The organism is Streptomyces blastmyceticus (assembly GCF_039521185.1).
In the GTDB taxonomy this organism is placed as follows: domain Bacteria; phylum Actinomycetota; class Actinomycetes; order Streptomycetales; family Streptomycetaceae; genus Streptomyces; species Streptomyces blastmyceticus.
Genome location: NZ_BAAABW010000002.1, coordinates 18,771 through 33,950 on the forward strand (window position 1 = coordinate 18,771; position 15,180 = coordinate 33,950).

The 15,180-nt window shown below is 73.0% G+C and carries 12 protein-coding genes; 1 reads left to right on the forward strand and 11 read right to left on the reverse strand.

Features of this window, described 5'->3' with window-relative positions:
* Positions 1-21 precede the first annotated feature (21 nt).
* Positions 22-1,437, reverse strand: coding sequence for a MocR-like pyridoxine biosynthesis transcription factor PdxR (pdxR, locus tag ABD269_RS02185; RefSeq protein WP_344115468.1), 1,416 nt, complete (start codon positions 1,435-1,437; stop codon positions 22-24).
* 47 nt (positions 1,438-1,484) lie between these two features.
* Between pdxR and ABD269_RS02190 the strand changes: the two genes are divergently transcribed.
* Positions 1,485-1,961, forward strand: a complete 477-nt coding sequence (locus ABD269_RS02190) for a carboxymuconolactone decarboxylase family protein (RefSeq protein ID WP_301892935.1) — start codon at positions 1,485-1,487, stop codon at positions 1,959-1,961.
* Between the two features lie 69 nt (positions 1,962-2,030).
* Here the strand turns inward: ABD269_RS02190 and ABD269_RS02195 are convergent, their stop codons facing one another.
* The 10 genes from ABD269_RS02195 to ABD269_RS02240 all read right to left on the reverse strand — a co-directional run bounded on the left by ABD269_RS02195 (position 2,031) and on the right by ABD269_RS02240 (position 14,817).
* On the reverse strand, positions 2,031-2,996 hold the full coding sequence (locus ABD269_RS02195) for an ABC transporter substrate-binding protein (protein ID WP_344115471.1): 966 nt from the start codon (positions 2,994-2,996) through the stop codon (positions 2,031-2,033).
* On the reverse strand, positions 2,986-4,992 hold the full coding sequence (locus tag ABD269_RS02200) for an ABC transporter permease (RefSeq protein WP_344115473.1): 2,007 nt from the start codon (positions 4,990-4,992) through the stop codon (positions 2,986-2,988). Before ABD269_RS02200 ends, ABD269_RS02195 begins: the two co-directional genes overlap by 11 nt.
* Positions 4,993-5,110: 118 nt before the next feature.
* The gene (locus ABD269_RS02205) at positions 5,111-6,175 is read right to left on the reverse strand and encodes a quaternary amine ABC transporter ATP-binding protein (RefSeq protein WP_344115475.1); all 1,065 of its coding nucleotides are present in this window, start codon (positions 6,173-6,175) and stop codon (positions 5,111-5,113) included.
* Complete coding sequence (locus ABD269_RS02210) at positions 6,172-7,731, reverse strand: GMC family oxidoreductase (protein WP_344115477.1); 1,560 nt, start codon at positions 7,729-7,731, stop codon at positions 6,172-6,174. Before ABD269_RS02210 ends, ABD269_RS02205 begins: the two co-directional genes overlap by 4 nt.
* Positions 7,732-7,784: 53 nt before the next feature.
* Positions 7,785-9,287: an aldehyde dehydrogenase family protein gene (locus ABD269_RS02215; protein WP_344115479.1), complete on the reverse strand. Its 1,503-nt coding sequence runs from the start codon at positions 9,285-9,287 to the stop codon at positions 7,785-7,787.
* Positions 9,288-9,471: 184 nt separating this feature from the next.
* Complete coding sequence (locus tag ABD269_RS02220; RefSeq protein WP_344115481.1) at positions 9,472-10,317, reverse strand: hypothetical protein; 846 nt, start codon at positions 10,315-10,317, stop codon at positions 9,472-9,474.
* Positions 10,318-10,329: 12 nt separating this feature from the next.
* Positions 10,330-10,866 carry a hypothetical protein gene (locus ABD269_RS02225; protein ID WP_344115483.1) on the reverse strand — a complete coding sequence of 179 codons (537 nt, stop codon included), beginning with the start codon at positions 10,864-10,866 and terminating at the stop codon, positions 10,330-10,332.
* Positions 10,863-12,455, reverse strand: coding sequence for a hypothetical protein (locus tag ABD269_RS02230; protein WP_301892950.1), 1,593 nt, complete (start codon positions 12,453-12,455; stop codon positions 10,863-10,865). The genes ABD269_RS02225 and ABD269_RS02230 overlap by 4 nt, the downstream gene beginning before the upstream one ends.
* Before the next feature lie 169 nt (positions 12,456-12,624).
* On the reverse strand, positions 12,625-13,614 hold the full coding sequence (locus tag ABD269_RS02235; protein ID WP_301892952.1) for a malate dehydrogenase: 990 nt from the start codon (positions 13,612-13,614) through the stop codon (positions 12,625-12,627).
* Between the two features lie 156 nt (positions 13,615-13,770).
* Positions 13,771-14,817 (reverse strand): helix-turn-helix domain-containing protein, encoded by a 1,047-nt coding sequence (locus ABD269_RS02240; protein WP_344115488.1) that lies wholly within the window; start codon positions 14,815-14,817, stop codon positions 13,771-13,773.
* Between the last annotated feature and the right edge of the window lie 363 nt (positions 14,818-15,180).

The following is a 15,180-nucleotide window of genomic DNA, read 5'->3' on the forward strand; positions in this document are numbered from 1 at the left end:
GGCGGCAGCGGCGCCGCACCCTCACCCCGCCGGAAGGACTCGCAGCAACGCGGACAGCGCCCCCTCGAACGCATGCGACGGCGGCGTCGCGTACCCCACCACCAGGCCCTCCTCGCCCGCCGTCGGGCCCTGGCGGAAGCGGGAGAGGCCCTCGAGGGCCAGGCCCTCCCAGGCGCCCGCGCGCACCGTGTCCTGTTCCGTGCCGGGTGGGAGGGAGAGCACCGCGTGGAGGCCCGCCGCGATCCCGGTGACCCGGATGTGCGGCGCGTGGGCGGCGAGCGCGTCCACGAGCTGGTCGCGGCGGCGCCGGTAGCTCAGCCGCATCGCCCGTACGTGGCGGTCGTACGCCCCGCTGGTGATCAGTTCCGCGAGCGTGAGCTGGTCGAGGGCGCCCGAGCTCCACTCCCCCGCCCGCTTCAGCCGCACCACGTCGCCCACGAGGTGCTCCGGCAGCACCATCCACGCGAGCCGCAGGCCCGGCGCGAGGGACTTGCTCGCGGTGCCGAAGTAGACGGCGTGCTCGGGAGCGAGTCCCTGGAGGCAGCCGACGGGCTGGCGGTCGTAGCGGAACTCGCCGTCGTAGTCGTCCTCCAGGATCAGCCCGCCGGTGCGCACCGCCCAGTCGACGACGGCCGCGCGCCGGTCGGGGTGCAGGGGCACGCCGGTGGGGAACTGGTGGGCGGGGGTGAGCATGACGGCCCGCAGGCCCTTGCGCCGCTCCAACTCCTCGACGCGCGCGCCGGATTCGTCGACGGTCAGCGGGGACGTGCGCAGCCCGTGCCGGTCGAGGGCCTCGTGGTGGAACCAGAGCCCGTACGACTCGACGCCCAGTTCGCGCGTCCCGCGCTCGCGCAGGACCCGGCTCAGCAGGGCCAGGCCCTGGGTGAAGCCCGCGCACACCACGATCCGTTCCGGGTCGGCGCGCACGCCGCGGGCCCGGGAGAGGTAGTCGGCGAGGGCCGTCCGCAGCTCGACGCGGCCGCGCTCGTCGACGTGGCCGAAGGCCTCGGCGGGCGCCGCCGCCAGCGCCCGCCGGGCGGCGGTCAGCCACGCGGCGCGCGGGAAGGCGGAGACGTCGGCGGTGCCGCCCCGCAGGTCGTAGACGGGGCGCGGGCGGGTGCGGGGCACGGGGGACCTGCGCTCGGGCGCGCCGGGCGCCGCGCGCGGGGCCACCCGGGTGCCGGAGCCCTGCCGGGCGGTGAGCCAGCCCTCGGCGACGAGCTCGCCGTAGGCGTCGGCGACGGTGTTGCGGGCCAGGCCGAGGTCGGCGGCGAGCGTGCGGGAGGCGGGCAACCGGGTGCCGGGGGCGAGCCTGCCGGTGCGGACGGCGTCGCGCAGGGCGCGGATCAGCGAGGCCCGTACGCCGCCGGGACCGGTCAGGTCGAGGTGCAGGTCGGCGCCCGCGCCGGCACCGGAAATGGCCCACGTTTTCTCCATGGGAATGGACCATACCCGTGGGCTATCGGAAGCCTAGTGTCGTAGTCATGACGAACGAGACCACGCACCACCACAGCCCCCGGATGTTCCTCCACCAGCTCGCCCCCGAGGTGCAGAAGGCGATGCTCGCCCTCACCAAGGCCGCCACGAAGGGCCTGGAGCCGTCCCTCGTCGAGCTCGTCCAGATGCGCGCCTCGCAGCTGAACCACTGCGCGTTCTGCCTGGACATGCACACCAAGGACGCGCGCAAGGCGGGCGAGACGGAGGAGCGGATCTTCCTCCTCCCCGCGTGGGAGGAGGCGCACGGCTTCTACACCGAGAAGGAGCGCGCGGCCCTCGCCCTCACCGAGGCCGTGACCGTCCTGACGGACGGCTTCGTGCCGGACGAGGTCTACGAGCGGGCCGCGCGCCACTTCCCCGAGCAGGAACTGGCCCACCTGATCTCGCTGATCATCACGATCAACTCGTGGAACCGCATCGCCGTGACCACGCGGCTGGCGCCGGGCGCGTACGAGGTCCACTGACCTGCCGCCGGCCGGGGACGGCACGGGGGTCCGTCCCGACCACGGCCGGCGCTCCGGGCGGGCGGCCCCTTACGGAATCCACTTCTTCCAGACGTCCGGGTGCTCCTTGACCCACCTCTTCGCCGCGTCGTCGGCGGAGAGCTTGTCCTCGGCGATCATCTGGGCCACTTCGTTCTGGTCCTTCTTGGTCCAGTTGAAGTTCTTCAGGAAGCGGGCCGCCTTGCCGCCCTTGTGGGTGAATTCGGTGTTGAGGTACTTCTTCAGCGTCGTCGTCGGGTACGCGCAGTCGACGGTGGAGGGGTCGGCCGTGCCCTTCTCCTCGCACGCGGAGGTGTGTTCGGGGAGCTTCACCTCCACCATCGGCACCTCGTTGAAGAGCCACTGCGGCTCGTACCAGTAGGTGAGGAACGGCTTCTTGTCCTTGGCGAACTGCTTGATCTGGGTGATCTGCGCCGCCTCGGAGCCGGCGAAGACGACCTGGTAGTCCAGGCCGAGGTTCTTCACCAGGGCCTTGTCGTTGGTGACGTAGGACGGGGAGCCGTCCATCAGCTGGCCCTTGCCGCCGCTCTCGGGGGTGCGCAGCTGCGACGCGTACTTGTTGAGGTTCCGCCAGTCCAGGACGTCCGGGTGGGCGTCGGCGAAGTACTTGGGGACGTACCAGCCGATGTGCCCGGTGACCCCGAGATCGCCGCCGGGCGTGATCGTCTTCTTGTCCTCGACGTAGCGCTTCTCCTGGTCCTGGTGGCCCCAGTCCTCCAGGATCGCGTCGACGCGGCCCTGGCTGAGGGCGTCCCAGGCGGGGACCTCGTCCACCTGCACGGTGTCGACGCGGTACCCGAGCTCGTGCTCCAGGAGGTATGTCGCGACGGCCGCGTTGGCCCGCGCGCCCACCCACGACTGCACGGAGAGGGTGACGGACTTCGCGCCCTTCACGTTCGCGTACGGGGAGGACTGCTTGGTCATGTCGGCCGCGCCGCAGCCGGTGACGGCGAGGAGGCCGAGGGCGCCCGCCGCCACGATCCACTTACGAGCCATCACGGGCTCCTCCCTTCGTCGGCTGCGTGACCCGGTCGAGCATCAGCCCCAGGCACACGATCGCCGCGCCCGCGACGAGGCCGGTGGCCAGGTCGCCCTGGGCGAGGCCGAACACCACCTCGTAGCCGAGCGCGCCGCCGCCGACGAGACCGCCGATGATGACGACGGAAAGCACCAGCACCACGGCCTGGTTGACGGCCAGCAGCAGCTCCGGGCGGGCCAGCGGGAACTGCACCTGGCGCAGCTGCTGGCCGCTCGTCGCACCCAGCGAGCGCGCGGACTCCAGCGCGGCCGGGTCGGCCTGGCGCAGGCCCTGGCTGGTGATGCGGACGACGGCGGGCAGCGCGTAGACGATCGCGGCCGCCGCGGCCGGGGCCCGGCCGACGCCGAAGAGGGCGACGACGGGGATCAGGTAGACGAACTGCGGCATCGTCTGGCACACGTCCAGGACCGGGCGCAGCAGCCGCTCGGCCCGGGCGCTGCGCGCCGCGGGCACGGCGATCGCGAAGCCGAGGACGAGCGTGACGGCGACGGCCGCCAGCACCTGGGACAGGGTGTCCAGGGAGCTGTCCCAGCGGCCCAGCACACCGATCGTGGCCAGGGCGAGTACGGCGGTCAGCGCGGTGCGCCAGGTGCCGATCAGCCAGGCGAGGGCGGCGACCAGCAGCAGCGCGCCCCACCAGGGGAGGGCCTGGAGGCCGCCGCGCAGCGGGTCGAGGACCCAGCCGGTGTAGTGCGCCGCCCAGTCGGCGGTGCCGCCGACGCCGGGCAGGCCGGAGTAGAGGTGGTCGACCATCCAGTCCTTGGCGTCGTTGACGGGACCGGCGATGGCCACGTTCCAGCCGTCGGGCCAGTTGAGGGCGGACAGCGCCCGGCCCGCGAGGGCGACGGCGGCGGTGGCGGCCGCGACGAGCAGCCAGGCGGTGCGCCCGCCGGTCCGCCCGGTGTCCCCGCCCGCGCCCGCGGCGGCCGTCGTGCGGTCCATGACGATCGCCAGCAGCACGATGGGGATGCCCGCGGCCAGCGCGCTGCCGACGTCGACGGTCGACAGCGCCTGGTAGACGCGGTCGCCGAGGCCGTCCGCGCCGATGACGGACGCGATCACGGCCATCGACAGGGCCATCATGATGGTCTGGTTGACGCCCAGCAGGAGTTCGCGGCGGGCCAGCGGCAGGCGCGCGGTCAGCAGCCGCTGCCGCCCGGTCGCGCCGAGCGACTCCACGGCCTCCAGGACGCCCTTGTCGGTGGAGCGCAGGCCGAGCGCGGTGAGGCGGGCCATCGGCGGGGCGGCGTAGACGACGGTCGCGAGGACGGCCGGTGCCACGCCGATCCCGAAGATCAGCACGACGGGCATCAGATAGGCGAACGCGGGCAGCGCCTGCATGGTGTCAAGTACGGGGCGCAGCGCGCGGAACGTACGGTCCGAAAGCCCGGCCGCGAGGCCCAGCAGCGCGCCCACCACGACGGACGCGGCGACGGCCACGACCATCAGCGCGAGCGTGCGCATGGTGGGCACCCACATGCCGAGCAGCCCGCACACGGCGAACGACACGAGTGTGGTGACGGCCACCCGGACGCCCGCGACCCGCCAGGCGAGCAGCGTGGCGCCCGCGGCGACCCCGGCCCAGCCGAGGGCGAGGAGCAGGGTGTAGACGGCGTGGACGGCGTCGATGATGCCGCCGCTGATGTAGCCGAAGAAGTAGAGGAACAGCCAGTGGCTGTCGCGGTTGTCGATGATCCAGTCGTTGGCCCGGCCGAGCGGCCCGGTCAGGTCGACGGTCAGCGCGTGCGGCCAACTGCCGCTGCCCCACGTGGCTGCCGCCACGGGCACCAGGACGGCGGCCGCGACGGCGAGCACGAGCAGTTTGCGCGCGACGGGGTTCCGGGTGAGAGCGCGCAGGCGCTCGTCCTGACGGACAGGAGCGGTGTCGCCGCCTGCGGGCGCGGCGGGCGGTGCGGACACGGCGGTGTCGGCAGGGGTGGTCGTGATGCTCATACGGGGCTCCCGTCCGGGCGGGTGGCTCCGGGTCGTGTCCGGCGCGCGGGCTGCCGGGCCGAGGGCGGACGCCCGGAGCCGGTGGCGGGGCGCACGGCCGCGCGATACGCGTACTCCGTCATGCCGCCGCCTTCCCGTCACGGTCCAGGCCGGCCACCACGCCGAGCAGGCTGCGGTGGTCCACGATGCCCAGACAGCGACCGTCGTCCACGACGCGGGCCGCGGAGCCCGTACGGGCGACGGTCTCGATCGCGTCGGCGACCGTCGTCGCCGGGGTGAGGGCAGGGCCCGCGTCTTCCTCGCCCGGCAGGGCGGCGCGCATCGCGCGGCGGACGGTGAGGACCTGCTCGCGCGGTACGTCGCGGACGAAGTCCCGTACGTAGTCGTCCGCCGGGGAGCCGACGATCTCCTCCGGCGTGCCGCACTGCACGACGCGACCGCCGCGCATCAGCGCGATCCGGTCGCCGACGCGCAGCGCCTCGGACAGGTCGTGGGTGATGAAGACCATCGTGCGGCCCTCGTCGTGGTGCAGGCGGACGACCTCCTCCTGCATGTCCCGCCGGATCAGCGGGTCGAGGGCGCTGAACGGCTCGTCGAACAGCAGGACTTCGGGGTCCGCGGCGAGCGCGCGGGCGAGGCCGACGCGCTGCTGCTGGCCGCCGGAGAGCTGGGTGGGGCGGCGGCCCTCCAGCCCGGCGAGGCCCACCTTCTCCACCATCTCGCCCGCCTTGGCGCGGCGTTCGGCCCGGCCGACGCCCTGGATCTCCAGGCCGTACGCGACGTTGTCGAGGACGGTGCGGTGCGGGAGCAGGCCGAAGTGCTGGAAGACCATCGCGGCGCGGTGGCGGCGCAGGTCGCGCAGGGCGCCGCTGTCCATGCCGCACACGTCCTCGCCGTCGATGGCGATGGTGCCGGAGGTCGGCTCGATGAGCCGGGTCAGGCAGCGGACGAGCGTGGACTTGCCGGAGCCGGACAGGCCCATGACGACGAAGACCTCGCCCTGCCGCACGTCGAAGGACACGTCGCGGACGGCGACGGTGCAGTTTGCGCGTTCGCGCAGTTCCTCCGGGGTGAGGTCGGCAAGGGAACTGCCGGGCACACGCTCGGCCTTGGGCCCGAAGACCTTCCACAGGTTGCGGACGGAAAAGACGGGCGCGTCGGTTGTGCCACTGCCGGCGTTCATCGGGCATCGCCCCTGTCGGTATCGGAGACAAGCATCTCCGCACACTTCTCCCCCACCATGAGGACGCCGATCATCGGGTTCACGGCGGGCATGGTCGGGAAGACGGAGGCGTCGGCGATGCGGACGCCCTCCAGGCCGCGGATGCGCAGCTGTGGGTCGACGACGGCCTGCGGGTCGTCGGCGGCTCCCATGCGGCACGTGCCGGCGGGGTGGTAGACGGTGTGCGCGACCTTCCGCGCGTACTCGCTGATCTCCTCGTCCGAGGTGATCTCCGGACCGGGGCAGACCTCGCGCTTGAGCCAGGTCGCCAGCGGCTCGGACTTGGCTATCTCGCGGGCGATCCTGATGCCGTCGACGAGGGTGCGGCCGTCGTAGTCGTCCTCGTCCGTGAAGTAGCGGAAGTCGAGGGCGGGCTTGACCTCGGGGTCGGCGCTGGTGAGGTAGAGCCGGCCGCGGCTGCGCGGCTTGGGGATGTTGGGGGTCATCGACACGCCGTGCGCGGGCTTCTCGTAGCCGAGGCGCTCGGGGTTGTCGGTGAAGGGGATCTGGTAGAAGTGGAACATCAGGTCGGGGCCCGGGGATTCGGGGTCCCGGCGCACGAAGAGGCCCGCGTCGGAGTCCATCGCGGAGTTCTCGGGGATCGGCCCATGGGTCTCCCACACGATGACCGACTCGGGGTGGTCGAGGAGGTTCTCGCCGACGCCCGGCAGGTCGTGGACGGGGGGAATGCCCAGCGCGTCCAGGTCGGCCTTGGGGCCGATGCCGGAGTGCATGAGCAGCCGGGGCGTGTCGATCGCGCCGGCGCACAGCAGGACCTCGCGGCCCGCCTCGACCAGGATCTCCTCGCCGTCCTTGGTGCGCACGCGCACGCCCGTGGCGCGGGTGCCCTCGAGTTCGAGCCTGTACGCCCAGGTCTCCAGCAGGATGCGGAGGTTGGGGCGGTCGCCGGCCTCGATGTGCGGGTGCAGATAGGCGACGGAGGCGGAGGACCGCTTGTTGTTCTCCGGGTGGTAGGCGAGGTCGAAGAAGCCGACGCCCTCGTGGAACGGCTTCTTGTTGAAGCCCTCCACGCGCGGCACGTCGACGGCGGCCTGCGCGGCCTCCACGAAGTCGCGGGCGATGGCGTTGCGGTCCTTCTCGTCCACGGCGACGATGTTGTTGCGCAGCCGGGTGAAGTACGGGTCCATGGCCGCCGCGTCCCAGCCCTCGGCCCCCGCGGCCACCCACTCGTCCCAGTCGCCGGGCAGCGGCTTGAAGGCGATCAGGGTGTTGTGCGAGGAGCAGCCGCCGAGCACCTTCGCCCGGCTGTGCCGGATGTGGGAGTTGCCGCGCGGCTGTTCGGTCGTCGGGTAGTCGTAGTCGAGGTCGCCGCCGAGGAGCCCGAGCCAGCGGCGCAGCGTGAGCACGTCGGGGCGGTCGATGTCGGACGGGCCGCCCTCGATGACGACGACGGACGTGCCGGGGTCCTCGGCGAGCCGGGAGGCGATGACCGATCCGGCGGTGCCGCCGCCGACGACGACGTAGTCAGCGGTGATCTTCTGGACTGCGGGGGGCATGGGGGTACTCCTCGGGGCAGAAAGGTTCTTCGCGTCGGGTGTTGCGGGCGGCCTCAGCCGGCGAACCAGCGCACCGGCTTCGGAGCGAGGTTCTGATAAATGTGCTTCGCCTCGCGGTACTCCGCCAGACCCGTGGGGCCGAGCTCCCGGCCCGTGCCGGACTTGCCGAAGCCTCCCCACTCCGCCTGCGGCAGGTAGGGGTGGTAGTCGTTGATCCACACGGTGCCGTGGCGCAGCCGCCCGGCGACGCGGCGGGCGCGGCCGGCGTCCTTGGTCCAGACGGCGCCCGCGAGGCCGTACTCGGTGTCGTTGGCGAGCTCGACGGCCTCGTCCTCGGTGCGGAAGGTCTCGACGGTGAGGATCGGCCCGAAGGTCTCCTCCCGGACGACCTTCATGCCGCGGTGGCAGTGGTCGAGGACGGTCGGCGAGTAGAAGTAGCCGGTCGCGGGCCGGACGTCGCTCGGCTCGGGCTGGCCGCCGCCGCAGCGCAGCACGGCGCCCTCGGCCAGCGCGGAGGCGACGTACGCCTCGGTCTTGTCGAGCTGCTGCGCGGAGACGAGCGGGCCGCACTCGACGCCCTCCTCGGTGCCCCGGCCCAGCTTGATCTTCTCGGCGCGGCGGGCGAGTTCGGCGACGAACCGCTCCCGCACGGACTCCTCGACGATGAGGCGGGAGCCGGCCGAGCAGACCTGGCCGCTGTGGATGAACGCGGCGTTGAGGGCCTGGTCGACGGCGGTGTCGAAGTCCTCGTCGGTCGCGCAGGCGTCGGCGAACACGACGTTGGGGTTCTTGCCGCCGAGTTCGAGCGCGACCTTCTTCACGCTCGGCGCGGCGGCCTGGGCGACCTTGACGCCGCTGGTGAGGCCGCCGGTGAAGGAGACGAGGTCGACGTCCGGGTGCTCGGACAGGCGGGCGCCGACGGGGTCGCCCGCGCCGGTGACGAGGTTGGCGGCGCCGGCCGGCAGGCCCGCCTCGGCCAGCAGCCGGACGAGGTGCACGGTGGACAGCGGGGTGACCTCGCTGGGCTTGATGACGAAGGTGTTGCCCGCGGCCAGGGCCGGGGCGATCTTCCAGCTGGCCTGGAGCAGCGGGTAGTTCCACGGGGTGATCAGCGCGCAGACGCCGACCGGCTCGTGGACGACGATGCTGTGGACCTCGTCGGAGCCCGCGTCCACCACGCGCCCGCCGCCTTCGTTGATGACGAGGTCGGCGAAGTAGCGGAAGGCGTTGGTGACGTCGTCGACGTCGACCCGGCCCTCCTCAAGGGTCTTGCCGGTGTCGCGGCTCTCGGTCAGCGCGATCGCCTCGCGGTCGCGCTGGAGCAGGTCGGCCACGCGCCGCAGCAGCGCGGCCCGTTCGGCGACGGGCGTCCGCGGCCAGGTGCCGTTGTCGAAGGCGCGGCGGGCGGCGGCGACCGCGGCGTCGGTGTCGTCCGCGCCGCCCTCGGCCACCACGGCCAGGGTCCTGGCGTCTGCGGGGTCGAGGACCTCCCGCTGCGCGCCGGATGCGGCGGCACGCCACACCCCGTCCACAAGGATGGTCTCGACTGACGACATGTTTCTTCTGCCTTCCGGTCCACTGGGCGCTTCACTGCCGTCCGGGCCCTGCGGGGGCCCGGCAACGGGGCGCGCCTAACCAGAAGGCGGCAACATATGTCACTTCTTTACCGAAGTGTGACGGGTGTCACTTACGTGACCGATGGCCCGCCGCCGGCCGGGGCGGCGGGCCATCAGGAGCAGGTCAGCCTCCGTTCGCGCAGTTACCGGTCGGGCAGAACGAGCCCAGAAGCACCGCGTAGACCCGGGCGTACGCGGACCAGTCGCCGTCGGGCCCGGTCACCAGCAGTGCGTACATCCGGCGGTCGGGCGCCTTGACGTCGCGCAGCACGACGTGCCGGGTGCCGCCGTCACGGGTGTAGGTGTACTCCAGCTCCGCCTCCGAACCGTCCGACGTCTGGCCCAGCTTGAGGCGCCGGTACCCCGGGTTCTTGGACATCGTCGCCTCGGTCGCCTCGGCCGCCTCGACCGGAGTGCTCTCCGGCCCGTTCAGCCGGAAGACCTGGATGAAGTTCTGGTCGTCGCCCGCCGGGCGGTAGAACACGCTGATGCCGTCCGCGGTGCGGTGCCAGCCCAGGGGCACGTCGAGCGTGAAGCCCGCCGGGTCCCGGGTGTGCGTGTAACCGGCGGGCGCGCCGCCGTTGCCCGGGTCCGCGGACGGGCCTGCCGAAGGGCCGGTCGGCGCGTCCGTCGTGCCGCCGATGGCACCGCCCACGGTCGAGGGGTCGTAGGACGGCCCGACGGTCGCGGGGGCGCTCGCGGTGGACGGGCCGCCGCCCCCGGTCGCGCCGCCCCCGTCGCCGTGGCTCAGCTCCCAGATGCCGAAGCCGATGCCGCCCGCCAGGACCACCCCGGCCAGCACGCCGGCCAGGACCGCCGCGTGCGAGGGGCCCTCCGGCCCGTCGTCCGCGGGCACCGGGCCCGACAGGACGTCCGGCTCGGTCGGCTCATGGGGCCCGTGGTGATGGGGCCCTCGGGGTGGCGGGTCGTCGTCCACCCACTGCTGGAGATCCGCGTCCCAGCGGCTCATGTGACCGCCTCCTCACGCCAGCAGCTGGCTGATCGCCTGGACGACGGCGAGCGCGGACGCGAGGCCCGCCGCCACCGTGGCGCCGCCGGTCAGCAGGGACCGCAGCCGTTCCAGCCGGCCGCGGTCGGCCCGGCCGGTCCGCTCGGCCTCCTCCTCCAGATCGGCGAGCTCGCCGTCGACCGCGTCGAGCCCGTCGCCCTCCGCCCGTGCGAGCAGGGGCAGTTGGCCGCGCAGTTCCCGGACGGCGGTGAGCAGCGCGGGCGGTACCGGCAGGGGCTCCCGGGTGGAGTCCACCGCCTCGGCCTCGGGGCCCGCGGCGAGCGCGCCCCCCTCCAGCTCCCCCACCGCGATGCCGCCCTCGCCGGGCGCCTGCTGCGGCACGGGGGCTAAGCCGTCCCCTCTGGGCGCGGGCCGGGCGACGCGCTCCGAGCGGTCCTCCGCCCGTGCCTTGCGGCCGCTGGCGACCGCGCCGCCGGTCATCCGCCCGATGGCGATGCCGCCGCCCTGCCGCGTGCCGTGGTCGTGTTCGTGGTCGTTCCGATCGGTCATGATCCCCCGCTTTTCACCGTGTTCTTGGCCTGCGCTCCGGCGCCGCTGGCGACCGCGCCGCCGCTCATCGAGCCGATGAAGACGCCGCCCTCGCTGATCTGCACGATCTGCTGCTCGAACTGGTCGGTCTCGAAGCCCTGGGAGCGCAGGGCCTCCCGCACGCCGCTCGCGATACGGTCCTGGACCGTCTTCACATAGCGGCTGATGTCCATCTCCTGGAACAGCGACACCGACTGCGTGCCGCCCAGCTCCCGCACGGAGGTCGCCGGGCCGTCCGGCAGCCCGCGCCGCGGTTCGGCCAGCCAGGTGCGGAAGCCGGAGAAGCCCGCGGAGAGCGTGGACAGGGCGGAGGCGAAACCGGCGGCGGGTCCGCTCAGCAGCGCCCGTACGCCGTCGCGCAGCAGGTCGTCCTCCCCGCGCGCCGCGATCACGTCGACCGCCCGGAACTCCGGCCTGATCGGCGTCAGGACGTGCGGCACGACCTCCAGCACCAGCATGCCGCCCTGGGTGTGCACCCGGACCAGGACGGACACCACGACCTGCTCGTCCCAGGCGCCGACGCGCACCCGGAGGAAATAGCGGCGCGCCTCGCCGCCCTCGTCGACCGACTCGGCGAGGTGGCGCAGGACGGTGGCGTCCGCGTAGTCGAGGCGGGCCCGCGGCGGGCCGACCGGGAGATAGACGAACTCCTCGATCTCCAGGTCCTTCAGCCGGTCCCGGCTGGTCCCGGCGGCGGCCTGCCGCAGCGCCTCCAGGCGGGGGCGCACGAGCTCGACGACCGTGCGCCCGGTGAACGGGGCCGTGCCGTCGCCGGGGCCGGCCGGCTCCTTGCGCCGCTTGAGCTCCAGGACGAACGACCAGGGCTCGTAGGGCTTGCCCATGCCGATGAAGGGGCGGCCCGCGTCGTAGATGGTCAGCCCCGCGTACTGCTCGCGGTCGATGGCCTGCGCGATCCGCTGGTGGTACGGGGTGGTGGGCTCGGCCCTGGGCGCCTGGCGGAACTTCTCGCGGCTCAGCTCGGCGCGCATCACGGCCGCCACCCGCGTGCGGTGCGCCCACACGGGGAGGACCAGCAGCAGCGGGAAGAGCACGCCGATCCAGTTGCCCGCGCCCGTGGCGAGCGAATAGAACGCGTACGCCCAGTAGGCGATCGCGAGCACCACCGGGACCACGGGGACGAGCGCGCGCACGTTCCCCTTCATGGCCTCGCGCAGCGTGCGCTTGTCGACCACGTACACCGACGATCCGCGCCCGGCGGAGGTCGCGGCGCCCCACTGGAAGAAGCTCACCAGTGCGTAGAGCCCGGACCAGACCGGGAGGCCGCCCTCGGCGGCGGTGCCCACCTCGATGCCGATGAAGGTGCCCCAGAGGGCGAGGAGTAACAGCGCGGTCTGGGCGTCCTGTCTGCGGGCGCGCAGCGCGTGCGCCAGCACCGGCACGACGTCGACGCCGAGCGACGGCGCGATGGGCCTCTCCTCGTGTTCCACCAGCTCCTCGATGACCCGGCGGCGGAACTCGATGTCCAGATAGGTCCCGGCACACAGAAGTCTGGTGGCCTCGGTGCGGGAGTCGTGTCGAACGTTTGCCATACAGTCCCCCGATCGTCGAACTGACCCGCTAATTAACGGGAGTTGACGTATTTTCGGAGAACTCAGAATAAGCCAGAAGGCCCGCCGTCGACCCCGGTCGGGGGTGAATGGCGGGCCGGAAACCGACGCGTACGGGCGTGCCTGAGCACGCCCGTACGAACGGGGTCGATCAGATGAGGCCGAGGGCGCGCACCGCGTCGCGCTCCTCGACGAGCTCCTGCACGGAGGCGTCGATGCGGGTGCGGGAGAAGTCGTTGATCTCCAGGCCCTGGACGATCTCGTACTTGCCGTCCTTCGTGGTGACCGGGAAGGAGGAGATGATGCCCTCGGGCACGCCGTAGGAGCCGTCCGACGGGATGCCCATCGAGGTCCAGTCGCCGGCGGCGGTGCCGTTGACCCAGGTGTGCACGTGGTCGATCGCGGCGTTGGCGGCGGAGGCGGCCGACGAGGCGCCACGGGCCTCGATGATCGCGGCACCGCGCTTGGCGACGGTCGGGATGAAGGTGTCGGCCAGCCACGCCTCGTCGCCGATGACCTCGGCGGCGTTCTTGCCGGCGATCTCGGCGTGGAAGACGTCCGGGTACTGGGTGGCGGAGTGGTTGCCCCAGATCGTCAGGCGCTTGATGTCGGCGACGGACGTGCCGGTCTTCTGGGCCAGCTGCGAGAGCGCGCGGTTGTGGTCCAGGCGGGTCATCGCGGTGAAGCGCTCGGCCGGGACGTCCGGCGCGGCGGCCTGGGCGATCAGGGCGTTGGTGTTGGCCGGGTTGCCGACGACGAGGACCTTGATGTCGTCCGCGGCGTGGTCGTTGATGGCCTTGCCCTGCGGCTTGAAGATGCCGCCGTTGGCCTCCAGGAGGTCACCGCGCTCCATGCCCTTGGTGCGCGGGCGGGCGCCGACCAGCAGCGCGACGTTCGCACCCTCGAAGCCGACGTTCGGGTCGTCGGTGATGTCGATGCCGCGGAGCAGCGGGAAGGCGCAGTCGTCGAGCTCCATCGCGGTGCCCTCGGCGGCCTTCAGGCCCTGCGGGATCTCCAGCAGGCGGAGCTTGACCGGCACGTCCGCGCCGAGCAGCTGGCCGGAGGCGATGCGGAAGAGCAGCGCGTAGCCGATCTGACCGGCCGCGCCGGTGACGGTGACATTGACGGGAGTGCGGGTCATGGCGATCTCCTGCTGCGAACTGGGGTTGGGTGTCCCTGCCCATTTGTGGGGATCTCTCTCGGTGTCAAGAGATCCGGCGTCAGGCTATCCGACGCGGCGCTCGCAGAACGTTCGCCCCCGTGTGGAACTCGACTCACTGTGTGCGGGACCCACGGATCACCGCGGCGCCGTGCACCCCCGGGTGCCCGACAGGAGCGTCGCGCAGGCCGTCGCCTGGTCCGGGGCGGACACCGTGACCATGGGCGTGTAGCCGTCCGCCGCGTGGCCGGGCGTGGCACCGACCCGGCCGGCCTCCGTGCGGCCCGGCGCCGAGCCGCTCGGGCGGGCGTTTATGCGCACGGCGTCACCGCTCGCGGCCTGGGTGATGCGGCCCCACGCCGCCCGGCAGACCTCGCTGTAGCGGACCTCGACGTAGGACGTGCCGACCGTCGCCGAGCCGGCTGTCGTGGCGCGGTTGCCGCCGCAGCCCATCGCCTCGGGGTCCTTGCCCGCGCAGCTGTCACCGGCGCACTTCACCCCGGTCGGCAGGTCCGCGGAGGCGCTGACGGACGCCGGGGCGGCGGGCGCCGTAGCGCCCTTGCGCTTGCCGTCGCCTCCCGAGCCGAGCAGCAGCGCGGCCGCGGCGACGATGAGGAGGGCGCCCACGACGCCGGTGACGAAGAGCGCGACCCGGCGGCGCGGCGGCTGCCCGACGGGGATGGCCTTGGCGCGGTAGTCGGGCGGCCTGGGCGAGCGCGGCACGGAGGGGACGCGGGGCGCCGGGGCCTCCTCGGCGTGGACGGTCCGCACCACGCCGGGCCGCGGCGGGGCCTCCTGGCACAGCGGCTCGGAGCGGACCGGTTCGGGGCGCGCGGCCGACGGGCCGAACTCGCCCAGCGCAGCCCGCGCCTGGGCCACCCGGACGGCCTCCATCGTCACGTCGTGCCGCAGCTCGGAGCGGCTCCAGGACCGCTCGGCCAGCTCCCACATGGTGCTCAGGTGCCCTACGTCGGCGCCCGTCACCTCGGCGAGCGCCTCGGCGGCGCCGAGCGGCGGCAGCAGCCGCCCGTTGAGATAGCGCTCCCATGACGTCTTGCTGTAGCCGGTGCGGTCGGCGACGGCACCGAGGCTCAGCCCGCTGCGCTCGACGAGTCTGCGCAGCTGTTCGGTGAATTCGCCGACCAGTGGGTCGAGTTCTTCCGGTAGCGCCCTCCAACGAGGCATTGCCGTCCCCCTGTCCCCCGATGCGTACGGATGTCCCCCGTGGTCCCGGTGCTGGCTACCCAAGGGGATGCCACAACCCAGCATGGCAGTTCCCGGCCGAGGGGCGCACGGTGGCATTTGGGGTGAACAGCCCGGCCGGTACGCGCCCTTGTCGCACCCGGGTCATGACTGGTACGGAACGGAGACCTCGTCCCAGAACCGTCACTTCCCGGCCACAGCAGGCTTGAAGATCTTGCCCGGTGTCGTCCCGATCATGATTCTCGGTGTCGGGCGGTGTCCCGTCTTCCCACGGGGGTGGAAGTCGGGACACCGTCGGCCGCTCACCGAAGAGGAGGCGGTCCGCCCGCCCCGGCGAGGGACGGG